Annotated in this window: 16 protein-coding genes and 1 tRNA gene; 11 read left to right on the top strand and 6 right to left on the bottom strand. The window is 64.6% G+C overall.

Translation table 11 applies throughout. From position 1 onward, the window contains the following. Positions 1-20: 20 nt before the first annotated feature. The 4 genes from GC162_14655 (at position 21) to GC162_14670 (ending at position 3,298) form a co-directional block, all read left to right on the top strand. Positions 21-944: a biotin--[acetyl-CoA-carboxylase] ligase gene (locus GC162_14655; protein MBI1369882.1), complete on the top strand. Its 924-nt coding sequence runs from the start codon at positions 21-23 to the stop codon at positions 942-944. 7 nt (positions 945-951) lie between these two features. Next, a complete protein-coding gene (locus tag GC162_14660; GenBank protein MBI1369883.1) occupies positions 952-2,118 on the top strand; it encodes a threonylcarbamoyl-AMP synthase in 1,167 nt (388 codons plus the stop codon). Positions 2,119-2,153: 35 nt separating this feature from the next. Then, entirely contained in the window at positions 2,154-2,618 is a 465-nt protein-coding gene (gene rpiB, locus GC162_14665) for a ribose 5-phosphate isomerase B (GenBank protein ID MBI1369884.1), read from the top strand. A 128-nt stretch (positions 2,619-2,746) separates the two neighbouring features. Beyond that, a complete protein-coding gene (locus GC162_14670; protein ID MBI1369885.1) occupies positions 2,747-3,298 on the top strand; it encodes a hypothetical protein in 552 nt (183 codons plus the stop codon). Positions 3,299-3,333: 35 nt separating this feature from the next. Here GC162_14670 and rlmN read toward each other — a convergent pair whose 3' ends face one another. Together rlmN and ispH are read right to left on the bottom strand one after the other, a co-directional pair. Continuing rightward, positions 3,334-4,515 carry a 23S rRNA (adenine(2503)-C(2))-methyltransferase RlmN gene (rlmN, locus tag GC162_14675; protein ID MBI1369886.1) on the bottom strand — a complete coding sequence of 394 codons (1,182 nt, stop codon included), beginning with the start codon at positions 4,513-4,515 and terminating at the stop codon, positions 3,334-3,336. Between the two features lie 61 nt (positions 4,516-4,576). Beyond that, entirely contained in the window at positions 4,577-5,521 is a 945-nt protein-coding gene (ispH, locus tag GC162_14680) for a 4-hydroxy-3-methylbut-2-enyl diphosphate reductase (GenBank protein MBI1369887.1), read from the bottom strand. Positions 5,522-5,620: 99 nt separating this feature from the next. Between ispH and hpnC the strand changes: the two genes are divergently transcribed. Genes hpnC through GC162_14695 form a run of 3 tightly spaced genes read left to right on the top strand, consistent with a single transcriptional unit; the run spans position 5,621 to position 8,984 of the window. Then, positions 5,621-6,568 carry a squalene synthase HpnC gene (gene hpnC / locus GC162_14685; protein ID MBI1369888.1) on the top strand — a complete coding sequence of 316 codons (948 nt, stop codon included), beginning with the start codon at positions 5,621-5,623 and terminating at the stop codon, positions 6,566-6,568. After that, the gene (locus GC162_14690; GenBank protein ID MBI1369889.1) at positions 6,547-7,503 is read left to right on the top strand and encodes a hypothetical protein; all 957 of its coding nucleotides are present in this window, start codon (positions 6,547-6,549) and stop codon (positions 7,501-7,503) included. The genes hpnC and GC162_14690 overlap by 22 nt, the downstream gene beginning before the upstream one ends. After that, positions 7,443-8,984, top strand: coding sequence for an FAD-dependent oxidoreductase (locus GC162_14695; GenBank protein MBI1369890.1), 1,542 nt, complete (start codon positions 7,443-7,445; stop codon positions 8,982-8,984). The genes GC162_14690 and GC162_14695 overlap by 61 nt, the downstream gene beginning before the upstream one ends. Before the next feature lie 381 nt (positions 8,985-9,365). Here the strand turns inward: GC162_14695 and GC162_14700 are convergent, their stop codons facing one another. The 4 genes from GC162_14700 to GC162_14715 all read right to left on the bottom strand — a co-directional run bounded on the left by GC162_14700 (position 9,366) and on the right by GC162_14715 (position 11,801). Next, entirely contained in the window at positions 9,366-10,733 is a 1,368-nt protein-coding gene (locus GC162_14700; GenBank protein MBI1369891.1) for a dipeptidase, read from the bottom strand. A 53-nt stretch (positions 10,734-10,786) separates the two neighbouring features. Then, complete coding sequence (locus GC162_14705; GenBank protein ID MBI1369892.1) at positions 10,787-11,350, bottom strand: DedA family protein; 564 nt, start codon at positions 11,348-11,350, stop codon at positions 10,787-10,789. A gap of 55 nt (positions 11,351-11,405) precedes the next feature. Further along, positions 11,406-11,633 (bottom strand): hypothetical protein, encoded by a 228-nt coding sequence (locus GC162_14710; protein ID MBI1369893.1) that lies wholly within the window; start codon positions 11,631-11,633, stop codon positions 11,406-11,408. Between the two features lie 80 nt (positions 11,634-11,713). After that, positions 11,714-11,801: transfer RNA gene (locus GC162_14715), tRNA-Ser, on the bottom strand. A gap of 244 nt (positions 11,802-12,045) precedes the next feature. On the opposite strand from GC162_14715, the gene GC162_14720 reads away from it, so the two are divergent. From GC162_14720 to GC162_14735, 4 genes are all read left to right on the top strand, one after another. Continuing rightward, the gene (locus GC162_14720) at positions 12,046-12,579 is read left to right on the top strand and encodes a sigma-70 family RNA polymerase sigma factor (protein MBI1369894.1); all 534 of its coding nucleotides are present in this window, start codon (positions 12,046-12,048) and stop codon (positions 12,577-12,579) included. After that, on the top strand, positions 12,576-14,009 hold the full coding sequence (locus tag GC162_14725; protein ID MBI1369895.1) for a hypothetical protein: 1,434 nt from the start codon (positions 12,576-12,578) through the stop codon (positions 14,007-14,009). The genes GC162_14720 and GC162_14725 overlap by 4 nt, the downstream gene beginning before the upstream one ends. Before the next feature lie 104 nt (positions 14,010-14,113). Further along, positions 14,114-14,887 carry a hypothetical protein gene (locus tag GC162_14730; protein ID MBI1369896.1) on the top strand — a complete coding sequence of 258 codons (774 nt, stop codon included), beginning with the start codon at positions 14,114-14,116 and terminating at the stop codon, positions 14,885-14,887. Between the two features lie 76 nt (positions 14,888-14,963). After that, positions 14,964-15,635, top strand: a complete 672-nt coding sequence (locus tag GC162_14735) for a prepilin-type N-terminal cleavage/methylation domain-containing protein (GenBank protein ID MBI1369897.1) — start codon at positions 14,964-14,966, stop codon at positions 15,633-15,635. Positions 15,636-15,651 lie beyond the last annotated feature (16 nt).

A 15,651-nucleotide genomic window follows, 5' to 3' on the forward strand; every position in this document is an offset into this window, starting at 1 on the left:
TCGCGTAGAATGCACCGCTCATGAAGACGCAGACGATGTGCGATGTGAAACTGCTGGCCCGGTTGCTTGAAGCGACGCGGGCGGTGCCGGTCGATGCGCTGGGGGCGAATCCGGCGGCGATCGAGTCGCTGCGGACGGGGGGGTGCGAGATTGATGTGCATCCGCATGAGGGCGTGCGGCTGATTCGGACGGGGCTGGGGTGTTGGGTGGACTACATCGAAGGGCGTCACGCGGACCGCCTCGGCCGGCGGCTGTTCGTGTACCGTGCGACGACCAGCACGCAGGACGCCGCCCGATCGCTGCTCCATCGCGAGCCCGCATCGCACATCGGCCACGTCATCACGGCGGACCATCAAACCGCCGGCCGCGGGCGACTGGGTCGGCGATGGCAGGCCCCGCCGGGCGCCGCCCTGATGTTGACGGCGATCGTCGATGCGGCTCGGACGAGCGTCGACCGCCTGATGCTCGGGGCTTGCTGCGCCGTCGCCGAGGCGATCGAGGCGGTGTGCGAAGAGCGCATGCAGGTGCGATGGCCCAATGACGTCTTGCTCGGCGACCGCAAGCTGGCGGGGATCCTCGTCGAGCAATGTGACGCCGCCGCCCTGATCGGGATTGGCGTCAATGTCACCGCCGCTCCGCGCGATCTGCCCGCCACGTGTTTGCATGACCAGGGCATCGCCGTCGATCGGCTCCGCCTGCTCGATTTGCTGCTCGACCGCCTCGATTTCGATGTGCATCATGCCACCGACCGCCAGCTTCAGGATGCCTGGCGGGCCCGCTCGTGCCTGTCGGGTCAGCGGTTGACGGTCGAATCGGACGGTCGCCGGCTGACGGGCCGCGTCATCGACATCGACCCGGCGGCGGGGCTTTTGATGGCGGTCGAGCACGGGCCGGTGGTGACGCTGCCGGCGGCGACGACTTCTATAGTGCACGAGCCGAGTTGAGGAACGCATGGATCATGTGGATAATGACAACATGACTGCAGCGACGCTGCCTTGCGAGGCGCCGGCAAAACGCGACAAAGCCGTCCAGCGAGCCGCGGAGCTTCTGCGCCGCGGCGGCGTCGTCGTGTTCCCCACCGAAACGGTCTACGGCGTCGGCGCCAGCGTGCTCAACGAACGCGCCCTGACCCGCCTGCGCACCATCAAGCAGCGCCCCGCGGATCAACCGTTCACCGTGCATCTGGGCAACGTGCGGCAGATCGAACGCTACGTCGATCTCGCCACGCAGCCGCTCCTCCGCCGCCTCGCCCGCAAAACCATGCCCGGGCCCATCACCTTCGTCGTCGAAGTCGAAGAGCCCGTCATCGAAGCCAAGCTCGCGGAGTGGGGCCTGACCTCCGCCGACCGCGCCCGGCTTTATCATGGCAACACCATCGGCCTCCGCTGCCCCGATCATCCCGTCGCCGTCGCGCTGCTGTCCTCCATCGACGAACCCATCGTCGCCTCCAGCGCCAACATCTCCGGCGAGCCCCCGCCGACCGACGCCGATCACGCCGCCGCCTCGCTCGGCCGGGAAGTCGATCTCATCCTCGACGGCGGGATCGCCCGCTACGCCAAGGCGTCGACGATCGTCCGACTCGCCGGCTCGAAGCTCCAAATGCTCCGCGAAGGCGTCTACGACCAGCGCTATCTCGAAAAGCTCACCAAGCGATGGATCGTCTTCGTGTGCAGCGGCAATACCTGCCGAAGCCCCATGGCCGAAGCCATCGCGCGCGAAGCCCTTTCCCGCCGCCTCGACGTCGACCCCGCCAAGCTCGAAGACGCCGGTCATCATGTGACCAGCGCCGGCGCCTTCGCCCTGGGCGGTTCACCGATGACGCCCGAAGCCGAGCAGGCGCTTCATCGCCTCGGCGTCCCGGTCGGCGAGCATCATTCGCGCCCGCTGACCGCCGCGATGATTCACCAGGCCGATGTGCTGTACTGCATGACCGAATCGCATCGCCAGGCCGTGCTCGCCATCGCGCCCTCCGCCGCCGACAAGGTCCATCTGCTCGACCCCTCGGGCATCGCCATCGAAGACCCGATCGGCGCCGGGCCGGACGTGTATGTGGACTGCGCCCGGCGGCTCTCGAAGTTGATCGACGCACGTCTGGATGAGCTCGACCGGGTCTCGTAATCGCGCCGCCGCGCCGCGGCGTAGGGAGTCCGCCAGTGAAGATCACCGTCAGTTGTGACCATCGCGGGACCGCCATCATGGACGCCGTCCGCCGCATCATCACGCAGGCCGGCCACGAGCTCGTCCCCGTCCCCTATTGCGACGGCGCGAGCTGCGACTACCCCGACATGGCCTACGCCGCCTGCATCGAAGTCGCCCACGGCCGGGCCGACCGCGGCGTGCTCATCTGCGGTTCGGGCATCGGCATGTCCATCGCCGCCAACAAAGTCAAAGGCATCCGCGCCGCCCTCGTTCACGACGACATCGGCGCCGAAATGAGCCGCCGACACAACGACGCCAACGTCATCTGCCTCTCCGCCGACATGCTCGGCCTCCGCCTCATCGAAAAATGCCTCCACATCTGGCTCACCACCGACTTCGAAGCCGGCCGCCACGCCCGCCGCATCAACAAAATCACCGCCATCGAAAACGGCGGCGACCCGTCCAGCGTGACGGATTGACAATCCAATGACGTTTAGCGGCGGGGCATCGCCCCGCGTACTTTGTTGCATGCGTTACGGCATTTTTTTGAACCCGCCGTCAGCCGATGCGTCTGAGATATGGACACCTACGCCTCTGGAGCCGCGCCATGACGCAGAAGATCAGTTTGGATGTCATTGACATTCCCGAGCCCTGTCCGGTGAAGTGGGAGGACATGCGGGGGGATGACCGCGTGCGGCATTGCGGGCAGTGTCAGCTCAATGTGTACCACCTGTCGGACATGACGCGGGGCGAAGCGGAGGCGTTGATCGCGTCGCATGAAGGGCGGCTCTGCGTGCAGTTTTACCGCCGGGCGGACGGGCGGATTCTGACGCGGCGTTGTCCCAAGGCGCTGAGCAAGGCGGCCAAGTGGGCGTGGGGCCGGATCGCGGCGGCGGTTGCGCTGCTGTTGGGTCTGGCGTATGGAGCGCTGGCGATGCATCGCGATCCCAACAGTGCCGACCCGGCGCTGGCGAGCATGCGCAGCGGGATGGACACGATCAAGGAACACGAACCGGTGCGCAGCATCATGAACTGGCTTAGTCCGACGCCGTCGCCGCGCATCGCGATCGGGGGAGCGATCTGCATTACGCCGCGCGTGGTTCCGCCGCCATCGACGACGGCACCAGCGCCGTTGCCTGCGCCTTCGCCGGCGGAGTGATCGGGCGGGGGGAAGCGCGGGGCGCTGCCCCGCCGCTAAACAGTGGATTTTTGTTCGTGGCGGAGTTGGCCGCAGGCGGCGGCGATGTCGCGGCCCCGGCTGGCGCGGATGTGGACGTTGACGCCGCGATCACGCAGAATCTGCTGGAAATTGTGCACATCCTGCGAATCGGGCCGGCCGTACGGCAAGCCCTTCACTTCGTTGTAGCGGATCAGGTTCACATTACACCGCAGGCGTTTGCACAGGGCGGCGAGCTGCTGGGCGTGCTCGGGGCGGTCGTTGGTGTCGCGAAGCAGGATGTACTCGAGCGTGATCTCCCGGCCGGTCTGCTGGAAGTAATAGTGCGTCGCTTCGATGAGCGCATCGATCGTCGTGTACTCGGCCCACGGAATCAGCTCCCGCCGCAGATCGTCGTTCGGGGCGTGCAGCGACAGGGCGAGCGTCACGGGCAACTCAAGCTGATCGGCGAGCCGGCGAATCTGTGCGGGCAGGCCCACCGTCGAAATCGTGATCTTGCGGGCCGAGATGTTGAAAGCCCACGGCGCGGCGAGCGTGCGGACGGCCTTGGTGACGTTCGTGAAATTGCTCAGCGGCTCGCCCATGCCCATGAAAACGACGTTGGTAATGCGGAGTGAGGAGTTCGGAGTGGGGAGTGAAGACTCCGCACGCCGCGCTCCCAACTCCCAACTCAGTTTCCAGATCTGTTCGACAATCTGCCCTGCGGTCAGATTCGTTTCGAGTCCGCCGAGGCCCGACGCGCAGAAGCGGCAGCCGACGGGGCAGCCGACCTGCGAGCTGATGCATGCGGTGCGGCGTTGCGATCCGCTCGCGTTTTCCGAGGGAATCATGACGCATTCGGTGGAGTGGGGCGTGGGGAGCGGGGAATTCGGAGTGAGAACCGCAAGCCCTTCTTTGCCTTGCACTCCCCGCTCCGCACTCCCCGTTCCGCACTCCAAAAGCAGTTTTTGCGTGCCGTCGCTGGCGGACTGATGTTGTGCGATTTTCAAGCTGGTGAAGGTCATCGACGTCGTGAGCTTGTCCCGGTCGGCCTTGGAGAAGTCGGTCATCTGCTGCGGGTCGATGACGCCGCGTTCGTAGACCCACTTGAGCAGTTGCCCCGCGCGGAAGCGCGGCATGGACCAGGACGTGAGCAATGCCTCAAGCTCCGCCTTGTCGAGGTTGAAGAAGTGGGGTTTTTCGGACATGACGTTGCTCATAAGTCAGAAGCCCACGCTTAAAAAGCGTGGGCTTCGGGGATTGACATTCGTGAACATGCGCTTACGCCGTCGCGCTCTGGCGCAGAACGCGGAGACTGCGGGGCAGTTCAAAGTGCATGTTTTCCTCGGTGACGTTGCGCTGATCGACTTCCGCGCCGTAATCGGTGACGAGCATCTGGACGATTTCTTCGACGAGATGTTCGGGCGCGCTGGCGCCGGCGGTCAGCAGAAGGGTTTCGACGCCGGCGAACCACGTCGGGTCGATCTCGCTGCGGTCATCGACAAGCACCGCGCGCGTGCCGGAGTTCTCGGCGATTTCGGTGAGTCGCACGGAGTTGGAGCTGTTCTTGGAGCCGACGACGATGACGAGGTCGGCTTCGGAAGCGAGGACGCGCACGGCATGCTGGCGGTTCGTCGTGGCGTAGCAGATGTCCTCCGACGGCGGGGCTTTGACATGCGGGAAGCGCTTCTTGATCGCCTGAATGATGACGTTCGCATCGTCCATGCTCAGCGTCGTCTGCGTCAGGTACACGAGCTTGTCCTCATCGTCGAAGCTCAGCTTGTGCACGTCTTCGGGGCTCTCGACAATGCTGATCGCGCCGGGGGCTTCGCCGACGGTGCCGACGACTTCGTCATGGCCGGCGTGGCCGATGAGCAGAATGTTGAAGCCCTGTCGCGCATAGCGGATGGCTTCCATATGGACTTTCGTCACGAGCGGGCAGGTGGCGTCGATCATGGCGCACCCGCGTTCCTTGGCGCGTTCGCGCACGGCGGGGGAGACGCCATGCGCGCTGAACACGACGGTCGACTTGGGGGGCACTTCGTCGATGGTGTTGACGAAGGTCACGCCGCGGTTGATGAAGTGATCGACGACGTGGCGGTTATGGACGATTTCGTGATAGACGTAGAGCGGGGCGCCGACGATTTTCAGGGCCTCTTCGACGGTGTCGATGGCCATGATGACGCCGGCGCAGAACCCGCGCGGATTGGCAAGCAGAATCTTCATCGAGACAGCTCCAGTGGAGGGGTTGACCGGCATTCAGTATAGCCGAGCGGCCCGGCGGCGACCAAGCGGGGGCGTGATATACTAAGGGCTCGAAAAACAATGGCCTCGCTCGTTCTCCAACAACTCGACCGCTACGGCCCGGAGCACTGTCAGACGCTTTCCTACGCGGAGGCGTCGGCTTATGCCACGCGGCTCGTGCACGAACAATACGAGAATTTCAGCGTCATCAGCGCCGTCGTCCCCGCCCGGCTGCGTGCGGATTTCGCTCATGTGTATGCCTTCTGCCGCTGGGCCGACGACTTGGGCGACGAGACGGGCGACCCCCGCAAGTCGCTGGAACTGCTCGAATGGTGGCGCGCGGAACTGCGGGCCTGTTACGCCGGTCGCCCCCGGCACCCGGTGTACATCGCACTGGCGAAAACCATCGAGCGGCATGACATTCCGGCCAAGCCCTTCGATGATCTGATCGACGCCTTCGTGCAGGATCAGAAGGTCACGCGATACCGGACATGGGACCAGACGGTCGACTACTGCACGCGCAGCGCCGACCCGGTCGGGCGGCTGGTGCTCTACCTGTGCGGTTACCGTGATGAAGCGCGACAACGCCTATCCGACAAGACCTGCACCGCGCTTCAGCTCATCAATTTCTGGCAGGACGTCCGGCGCGACATTCTCGATCGCGACCGCATCTACATCCCCGCCGACACGCTGGCCAAGCATTATCTGACGCATCAACATATCGTCGATCACGTGCGCGGTCTCAAGCCGCTGACGATTGATCAACGCTCCGAATTCCAGCGGGCGATGCGCGAGCTTGTCGAACGGACGAAGGGGCTGTTCGCGGAGGGGCGTGCGCTTTGGCCGATGCTCGCGGCGGATGTGCGGATGAGTATTCAACTGTTCTCGCTCGGCGGCGAGTCGATCGTGCGGCTCGTCGAATCGCAGCACTACGACACGCTCGATCATCGCCCGTCGCTCTCCAAGGGCGGCAAGGCGCGGCTATTGATGAAAGTCATCGCGGCGAAATGGTTCGGAGGCGGCGTATGAGCACCTCCGCATCGATCGCGGTGGGGCAGGTCGCCGCCTGGGAGCGGTCGCTGGCGCAGTCGCAGGCGCATTGCGTGCAGGTGGTGCGCGAGCGGGCGGCGAATTTTTATCATGGGCTCAAGCTCGTGCCGGAGCCAAAGCGATCGGCGTGCTATGCGTTGTATGCATGGATGCGGCTCGCGGACGATCTGGCGGACGAAGCGGGGAACGCGGAAGCGAAAACGCGGACGATCGAGCAGTTTCGCCGCACGACGATGCGGGCGATCGATGCGGATTTGAACGAGGCGAGCGCGATGCCGGAGGGGGAACTTTGGCCGGCGGTGCGCGACATGGTGCTGCGCTACGGGCTGCCGGTCGAATATCTCGACGACATGATCGAAGGGCAGCTTCTCGATCAGCACAAGACGCGCTACGCCACGTTCGAGGAGCTTTACGACTACTGTTACAAGGTCGCATCGGTGGTCGGGCTTTCGTGCGTGACGATCTGGGGGTACGAGGGCGGCGAGGCGACGCGGAAGCTGGCGGAGCAGCGGGGGATCGCATTTCAACTGACGAACATTCTGCGCGATGTGCTCGAAGATGCGCAGCGCGACCGCGTGTATCTGCCGGCCGACGCGTTTGAGGCGTTGGAGATCAACCCCGTCATGTTCACGATGGGCGACAAGCGCGACGCGCTCGAAGGCATCAAGGAAATGGCGGAGAAGGCGGAGGGGTACTACAAGGCGTCCGAGCCGCTGGAGGCGCGCGTGAGCGGGGACGGGCGGGCGTGTCTGTGGGCGATGACGCGGATTTACCGGGGACTGCTCTATCAGATTCGGCGCGATCCGGCCCGCGTGCTCAGCGGCGAGCGCGTGCGGCTGAGCAAACTGCATAAATGCTGGATCGCCCTCCGCGCCAAGTATCTGCCGATCGGCCTCGGCGGAGGCACAAAATGAGCGGGCAGACGCTCGTACTGGGCGGCGGGCTGGCGGGCATGGCGGCGGCGGTGCGCCTCGCCCAGGCCGGTCACGCCGTCACGCTCATCGAAACCTCCCGCCGCCTCGGCGGGCGCGCGACGAGCCACATCGACCCCGCCTCCGGCCAGCAAGTCGACAACTGCCAGCACGTCCTGCTCGGCTGCTGCACGAATCTGCTCGATCTCTACCGCCGCCTCGGCGTCGGCGACGAAGTCGACTGGCATGACGACCTGCACTTTTTCGACAAGCAGGGCCATCACGATGTGCTGCTCGCCAGCGATCTGCCCGCCCCGCTGCACCTAAGCGAATCGATGATGCGCTTCGGCACGCTGACGCTCGCGCAGAAACTCGCCGTCGGCCGGGCGATGCTGGCGATGATGCTCATGTCGCGCGATCAGCGCGAGTCGCTCCACCATCTGACCTTCTCCGACTGGCTCCGTCGGCACGGGCAGACCGAGGCGGTGATCGAGCGGTTCTGGGCGGTGATCGTCGTCAGTGCGCTTAACCAGATGCCCGAAACCTGCGGCGCCCCGTTCGCCATTCAGGTGTTTCAGGAGGGTTTTTTAGCCCATCGCGATGCATATCGCATGGGCACCGCCGCCGTGCCGCTCGCGCAGCTTTACGATCCGGCGACGCGCGTCATTGAAGACGCCGGCGGCAAGGTCATGTTCGGCGCTTCGGCCAAGCGCATCGTCATGCAGGGCGATCGCATCGGCGCGGTCGAACTCGTTGATGGTCAGACGATCGACATCGACGACTGCATCAGCGCCCTGCCCTTCGACCGGCTCGACAAGGTGGCGGGCGACGATCTGAAACAACGCGACCGCCGCCTCGACGGGCTCAAGCATTTCAAACACAGTCCGATTCTGGGGATTCACCTTTGGTTCGATCGCCAGGTCGTGCCGTATCCGCACATGATCTTCGTCGATTCGCCGTTGCAGTGGATCTTCAATAAGGGTGGAGTGGGGAGTGGGGAATGCGGAGTGAAAGCCGGGGAGCGCTCATTGCCTTTCACTCCCCACTCCGCACTCCCCACTCCGCAATATCTTCATGGCGTCATCAGCGCCGCCGACGCGTGGATCGATCTGTCGGCGGAGGCGATCATCGACATGGCGCTACGTGAGCTGTCGGCTTACGTGAGCGGTGATCTGCGGGCGGCGCTGGCGAATGCGAAGGTCATCAAGGAGAAGCGCGCCACGTTCAGTCCGACGCCCGGTATCGAAGCGCACCGACCGGCGACGTGCGGCGACGTGGCGAATCTGTTTCTGGCCGGCGACTGGACCCGGACGGGTTGGCCCGCCACGATGGAGGGCGCGGCCCGGAGCGGGTACATGGCCGCCGCCGCCGTCATGGGCGAAGCGCCTGTGCCGGCTGTAGCGGATCTGACGCCGGCCCCGCTCTATAAGTGCATCGCCCGCGTCGGTCGGGTCATGCCCCGGTCAAGCGTCGCCTCGCTCTGAGCCGATATGTCAGGTGATGGACGTCCTTTCGCAAGACACGTTGTTTCCCCTGATGCTGTTCATCGCCGCGCTCGCCGGCTTCAGCATGCTCGTGTTCCTGCGCCTCCTGACCAACAACATCACTCACGAAATCGAACGCCACGACCTGGTCCGCAAAGCCAAACAGATGCGCGTCGATTACCTGCGCGATCTGCGCCGTGATGACGATGCGTGATGGAGTGGGTCACCACGGGGGCGCGGGGAGCACGGGGAGAAGGCAATTGAAAAATGTGAATTGACCATTGCAAATTGCAAATTGAGGAGGCCGCTCCGTCAATTTGCAATTTGCATTTTTCAATGGTCAATTTTCAATCTGCATGTCTTGGCGTCTGCTTGGTGAATTCACCTGCCGAGTTCTTCGAGCAGGGCGGCGTGGGTGAGGCAGCCCATTTTGAAGTGGTCGAGTTCGAATTTCTCGTTGGGCGAGTGGAGGTTGTCATCGTTGAGGCCGAACCCGATGAGCAGGGTGTCGAGGCCGAGTTCGGTTTTGAAGGTGGCGACGACGGGGATGGTGGCGCCTTCGCGGACGAGGACGGGGGGTTTGCCGCAGCCGGTGGTCACGGCCCGCTGGGCGGCGGCGACGTACTTGGAGTCGGTCGGAGTGATGACGGGACGAGCATGACCATAATCGCGCACGCGCCACCGGCAGCCCGGCGGCGTCTGCGACTCGAGCCAGGTATTGAATGCCGCCGCGATTTTGTCGGGGTTCTGATTGGCCGCCAGACGGAAGCTGACCTTCGCGCCGGCGAAGCTGGGGATGACGGTCTTGGCCCCTTCGCCCATGTATCCGCCGTAGAGCCCGTTCACATCGCAACTCGGGCGCGCCCAGCGGCGCTCGAGCGTGGTGAAGCCCTTCTCGCCGAGCAGCGCGTCGACGCCGATGGACTTCCCCCATTTTTCATCCGTGAAGTCGAGCTTCTTCCATCGCTCACGCTCGTCCTGCGAGAGCGGGACGACGTCATCGTAAAACCCGGGGATCGTCACGTGATTGTTCTCGTCAAAGAGCCGGCCCAGCACGCGGACGAGCTGCGTCGCCGGGTTGGCGATGGTGCCCCCGTAAACGCCCGAATGCAGATCGCGATTCGGCCCGTAGAGCTGCACGTCGAAGTACAGCAGGCCGCGCAATGCGTATGTGATCGCCGGCTGACCGCGGTCCCACATCGCCGTGTCCGACACGACGACGATGTCGGCGGCGAGCAGGTCCTTGTGCGATGCGATGAACGGATCCAGATGCGCGCTGCCGCACTCTTCCTCGCCTTCGATGAGCACGGTGACGTTGATCGGCGGCTTGCCCGCCGCTTCCTTCCATCCGCGCAGGGCTTCGATGAAGCACATCACCTGACCCTTGTCATCGCTCGACCCGCGCGCGAACAACTTCCCGTCCCGCACCGTCGGCTCAAACGGCGGCGTCGTCCACTTGTCCAAGGGGTCCGGCGGCTGCACATCGTAATGACCGTAAAACAAAACCCGCGACTTGTCCGGCCCGGCCTCGTCGTATCGCCCGACGACGATCGGATGACCCTTCGTCGAATGAATCACCGCATCGAGCCCGCACTCGGCGAGCTGCGCGGCGATCCATTGGGCGCCCTCCTTGCACCGCGGCGCGAAGGCGGGGTCCGTCGAAACGGATTGAATGCGCAGAAGATCGCACAGGCGGGCTACCGCCGCGTCGTGATCCTGACGGATGTGATCGAGTACTTGGGTGAGCATGTTGCGATTGTACCGGCAGTCGGTAACGCGTTCATCCTCGAAAGCCCGCGTCGTCAACTCGTGGGTTTGGGCCGAATGAATAGAAAATAGATCGTCCACCCGATTGCCCCCGCCGCCAGCACGCCGCCGGCGACCCACCATTCGTAGCGGCGCAGGTCGGAGAGGATGAGCGTCATCACCTGTCCGAACAGGTAGCCGAGCGTGCAGCACAGGGCGGTCCAGATGAGCGACCCGAGCAGGTTGAGCGCGACGAAGCGGCGGGGCGGGAAATGCATGAGCCCGATGACGAACGGACTGATCGTGCGCAGACCGTACAGAAAGCGGAAGCCGATAATGACCCACGCGGCATGGTGATGGAGCCAGTCGCGGACCCGGTCGGCTTTTTCCTTCCAGTTGGGCCAGCGCTGCATGAGCCACGGGCCATGCGTCCGGCCCAAGTAGAACCACATCTGATCCGCCCCGAAAGTTCCGAAGAACGAGGCGATCGCCACGTATTCGATCGACAGGTAGCCGCGATAGGCCAGGAAGCTGGCGATGAGCACGACCGTCTCGCCTTCCAGCGCCGCCCCGAGCACGATGGCAGGATACCCCAGGGTTTGAATCCAGTATTCGAGCATGACGTCGCGATGAATGGTATCGCATCAGGCCCGAAACCCGAAATGCCGCCGCCCGTCACATCGGCGTTTTGAACCCCATCGCCCGGACCGCGCACCATCCCTTGCGCGCTTCATAAAACCCGAACAAGCCCGCCGCCGCGAGCAATCCGACGACGATCCACACCCACGCCCCGGCGACGACGCCCAGATAGCCGCACACCGCCAGCGCGACGGCGCCCGCGCACATGAGCAGCCCCCAAGCGAACCGCACCTTCCGTCCGCGCTGATCGATGTTGCACTGCATGACGCGCTCCTCGCATCCAGCGACCCGCGAAGCGGTCACATTACCACTTCGCCAGATCACGATATCACCAAATCAAAAAGCGGTGGGAGTGGGATTCGAACCCACGAACGGGACGAGCCCGTTACCGGTTTTCAAGACCGGCGCATTCGGCCGCTCTGCCATCCCACCGTGGGGGCGCTGCCGCTTGGGTCGTATTGTAGCCAATGGATCGGCGACGTCCGGCGGCTTGCCGAATGCCCGCAGACGGGCTTGGGTGATGGGGAAATGGATCAGGGACAATGCGGACGCGGGCTCGGTGAAAAATTCGGAGGAAGTTTGTAACGCTCGGTCGGTTTGGGCTGGTAACGGGTAAGAAAAAAGGCAGGGAAAAGGCCAACAGACCGGCAAGGGGCCGGTGGGTAGCTTCTAAGGCATGAATCAGAACGATCTTAGGCCGCAACTTGTCGCATTGATGACCGCGCATCAGCGGTCGATCTATGGGTACATCGTCTCGCTGCTCGGCTCGCAGGCGGAGGCGGACGATGTGCTGCAGAACACTTATCTGGCGATCTGGCGGAAGGCGGACGAGTTTCACGGGCGCGGGCAGTTCATGACGTGGGCCTGCCGCATCGCGCACTTTGAGGTGCTGGCACATCGCAAGAAGGCGCGGCGCGGAGCGACGGTCGGGTTCGACGGGCCGATGCTCGACAAGATCGCGGCGGCGGCGCAGGATGTGCTCGCCGGTGCGGACGGGCGCGTGTCGGCCCTGCGCGAGTGCATGCACGAACTGGACGATCCCGCCGCTCGCCTGCTTCAGATGCGCTACGGCCAGGACCTCACGCCCCAGCAAATTTCCGAGCAGGCGGGGCGGCAGAACGCCGGGGCGATCCGCGTCGCGCTGTTCCGCATTCGCAAAACGCTGCTCGACTGCATCCGAGGCAAACTGGCCGAGGAGGCGGTCGAGTGAATACGTCTTCGCTTCCTCCCTTTGATGAACTTCTGACGCGCGCCCTGGATCAGGCGGAGCCGGACTATGCAGCCCTCACGGCGGCGTTCGAAGCGGACCCGACGCGCATCCGCCAGTACGCCGAGCATGCGATTCTGACGGGCTGGCTGCGATGGGATTTGTCGCAAACGATGGCGATGCCCGTTGGGCTGGACATGGATTCGACGAGCGAAGCGGTGCGGGTACGGCCGTGGCATCGCTCGATGTTTTTGCGCGTCGCGGCGGCGATTGTGCTGATGGCGACGGCGTGGATGTTCTGGCCACACGCGACGCCGCCGACGCCTGCCCCGTACGCCGCGCCGCAGGAGGCCCCGGCGATGGCGGTGCTGACGGATCGCTCCGATGATGCGACGTTCGCCGATGCGGCGACCAGTCCGTTGCTCGGCGAGTCCGCCCCCGCCGGTCCGATTCGGCTTGCCGCCGGTCGCGCTCAGTTCATGTTCAAGTCCTCCGCCGTCGTCGATCTGACGGGGCCTTGCACGTTCGAAATGACCGGGCCCAACCGGGGGCGCCTCACGTCTGGGAAGCTTGAGGCGTACGTCCGCCCCGAAGCCCGCGGATTCACGCTCGACCTGCCCGGCGAGGTGCGCATCGTCGACCTGGGCACGCGCTTCGGCGTGACGCTCGACAGCGAGGGCGACGCCGTGGTTCAGGTCATCGAAGGCCGCATCCGCATCGTCACGCCGACGCAGTCGCTGGAGCCGGCGCTGGGGCGGGTCGTGCGCATCGTCGATGGCCATCTGATCAGCGAACTTCCTGACGGGCTCGCCGAGTCGTTCGACGCCGCGACGATGCCGGCGATGCTGGAGCGGACGGGCGACAGCGCCATCGCCTTCGGACACGGCGCCGCCCTGTTCGCCGGCGATGACGCGAAGCGGGCCTATCTGCGGACGGTGCGAAGCGATTGGTGTGCCCGGAGTTTCGTGGCCGAAGCGGTCGTGCAGATTCCCACAAACGCCGGCAAGGGCATCTATCTGGGCATCGGTTCCGGCGAACCGGGCGAGGCGACCGCCGGCGCGACGCCGAGCGTGATGATGCGCGTCATGCCCAACCGCGGACTCATTCAGAGCGAGGACACGCTCACCGGCGCGCCCCGCATCATCAAACAGTTCAACGGCCGCACCATGCTCGGCGGCACGCATCGCCTGCGGCTTGTCTGGGACGCGGACGCACGTCGCGCGACTTTCGAGTTCTACCGCGAAAAAGTCCCCGAAGCCGAAGCGCGATACAGCATCGACGTCACCGCCGATGCGTTCAGAACGCCCGATGCGCCGTCGCGCCTGTTCATCAGCGCGGTCAACGGCGTGTCCTTCACGCGCTTGACGATCACACCCGCTGACGCTCCGAAAGCCGGCGCGCCGCCCGCGCCTGCCGGCGAACTTCAACGATGAAACAACGCCGTCCACGGAGGGTCCGTTGACGGAGAAGGAAGACGGACTTTTTGATCGAACGATGACCTGGATTCAGTTCCGTAATGACACGTAAGGAGATTCCCATGCGTTCGCGACGTGAGATGACGAAACTTTGCCTGTGGATGACGCTGGCCTGTGTGCTGGGCGCCTTCGCGCCGGCGCGGGCGGCGACGGTGCTCTTCTTCGACGACTTCGAGGACGACACGACCAATGGCGCCGACCCGGTGCTGACGTACACCAGTCTCGGCGGCGACGACCTGGCGGATGTCGGCGTCGGCTGGTCCTCCCTGCTGGGCGGAACGACCAAGGGCGTCGCCGGCGGTACGGACCGGTACCTGGACCTCGGCGCCGCCGTCGCAGATGGTGATGTGACGCGCTACATCGATGCGCAGTTCACTTCGACCGCCCGACTCGGCAATCAGTTCGTCGTCAGTTTCGGCATCACCTTTGACCGCACGCCGTCCGGATCGCGCGATGTGTTCATGGACGTCATGGGCGGCTCCACCAGTCTGCTTCAGATCGACTTCCGCCACGGGCCCAACAAGCGGATCATCTACAACGGCGTGGACCGCATCGACGTAGCCGACGACGACATGGAAATCTTCGTCACGCTCACGCTCAACCCCACGTCCTTCGATCTTGCCGTGACCGGCTACACGAGCGCCACCGGACTGGCCTACCAGAACAGCTTGGCGAACATCAACGCGCTGCGGTTCACCGACGCGGCGCAGTCCGCCTCGCGCCTCGCGCAGGTCGACGATGTGAAGGTGACCGTGGCGGCGGTTCCGACGCCCGCAGCGCTGCCGGTCGGGGCGGTGCTCTTATCCATGCTGATGACTCGACGCCGGCGGGCATGAGTCCTCAGCCCCTGCGACCGCCCGGAATCGGCCGGGCGGCCGCATTTTCCTTCGAGGCAGGGAGCGTGCATCCGTCATGCGCCGTTTCGCCTTTACCCTTGTCGAACTCCTCGTCGTCATCAGCATCATCGCGCTGCTGATTTCCATCCTTCTGCCCGCGCTTCACAAAGCGCGCACGCAGGCCAAGCGCGTCCGCGAGTCGAGCAACACGCATCAGCTCATCACGACCATCCACTTCTACGCCCAGGACGCCAAGGGCGAACTGCCGCGCGGTTATGTCAGCGGGCAGTCGCTGGCGTGGACCTACAAGAAATCGTTTCAGACGATGCACGACATCTACGGCCTGCCGCTCGATGTCGATGCCTTCGGCTGCTCGTCGTGGTCGAGCATCAACCCCGATCCGACATGGTGGTACACCGGCAGCATGTGGCATACGCCTTGGATCTATTGGGGCGGGCGACCTGACGAGACGACCTACAAGATGATCACGCGCCTCACCGATGCGGGGCTCAAAACGTCCGACACGCTCACGACCTGCTTCTCGCGCCTTGGCGGGGCGTACGCCTCGTGGTTTCCGCACATCGACGCCTACCACGACATCGGTCAGACGTTCAACGCCACCCCCGAAAAACCCACGGTCATGTGCGTCGGCTTTATCGACGGCGCGGCCATGTGGAAGCCCTTCACGGAACTGGATTTCATCCCCGACGGCGCCGGCGCGAAGTTTTATTACGCACGAACGCGCTGATTGGTGATGCGATCGG

The organism is Planctomycetota bacterium, assembly GCA_016125255.1.
Taxonomy (GTDB): domain Bacteria; phylum Planctomycetota; class Phycisphaerae; order Phycisphaerales; family Zrk34; genus RI-421.

What these genes read in the sequence shown, in the direction of transcription:
- GC162_14690 (MBI1369889.1), top strand. Translation starts at nt 6,547, where the DNA reads ATGGTTCGGAGGCGGCGTATGAGCACCTCCGCATCGATCGCGGTGGGG.
- GC162_14705 (MBI1369892.1), bottom strand. Translation starts at nt 11,350, where the DNA reads ATGCTCGAATACTGGATTCAAACCCTGGGGTATCCTGCCATCGTGCTC.
- GC162_14710 (MBI1369893.1), bottom strand. Translation starts at nt 11,633, where the DNA reads ATGCAGTGCAACATCGATCAGCGCGGACGGAAGGTGCGGTTCGCTTGG.
- GC162_14670 (MBI1369885.1), top strand. Translation starts at nt 2,747, where the DNA reads ATGACGCAGAAGATCAGTTTGGATGTCATTGACATTCCCGAGCCCTGT.
- GC162_14735 (MBI1369897.1), top strand. Translation starts at nt 14,964, where the DNA reads ATGCGCCGTTTCGCCTTTACCCTTGTCGAACTCCTCGTCGTCATCAGC.
- GC162_14660 (MBI1369883.1), top strand. Translation starts at nt 952, where the DNA reads ATGGATCATGTGGATAATGACAACATGACTGCAGCGACGCTGCCTTGC.
- GC162_14730 (MBI1369896.1), top strand. Translation starts at nt 14,114, where the DNA reads ATGCGTTCGCGACGTGAGATGACGAAACTTTGCCTGTGGATGACGCTG.
- rlmN (MBI1369886.1), bottom strand. Translation starts at nt 4,515, where the DNA reads ATGAGCAACGTCATGTCCGAAAAACCCCACTTCTTCAACCTCGACAAG.
- GC162_14720 (MBI1369894.1), top strand. Translation starts at nt 12,046, where the DNA reads ATGAATCAGAACGATCTTAGGCCGCAACTTGTCGCATTGATGACCGCG.
- hpnC (MBI1369888.1), top strand. Translation starts at nt 5,621, where the DNA reads ATGGCCTCGCTCGTTCTCCAACAACTCGACCGCTACGGCCCGGAGCAC.
- ispH (MBI1369887.1), bottom strand. Translation starts at nt 5,521, where the DNA reads ATGAAGATTCTGCTTGCCAATCCGCGCGGGTTCTGCGCCGGCGTCATC.
- GC162_14655 (MBI1369882.1), top strand. Translation starts at nt 21, where the DNA reads ATGAAGACGCAGACGATGTGCGATGTGAAACTGCTGGCCCGGTTGCTT.
- GC162_14695 (MBI1369890.1), top strand. Translation starts at nt 7,443, where the DNA reads ATGCTGGATCGCCCTCCGCGCCAAGTATCTGCCGATCGGCCTCGGCGG.
- GC162_14700 (MBI1369891.1), bottom strand. Translation starts at nt 10,733, where the DNA reads ATGCTCACCCAAGTACTCGATCACATCCGTCAGGATCACGACGCGGCG.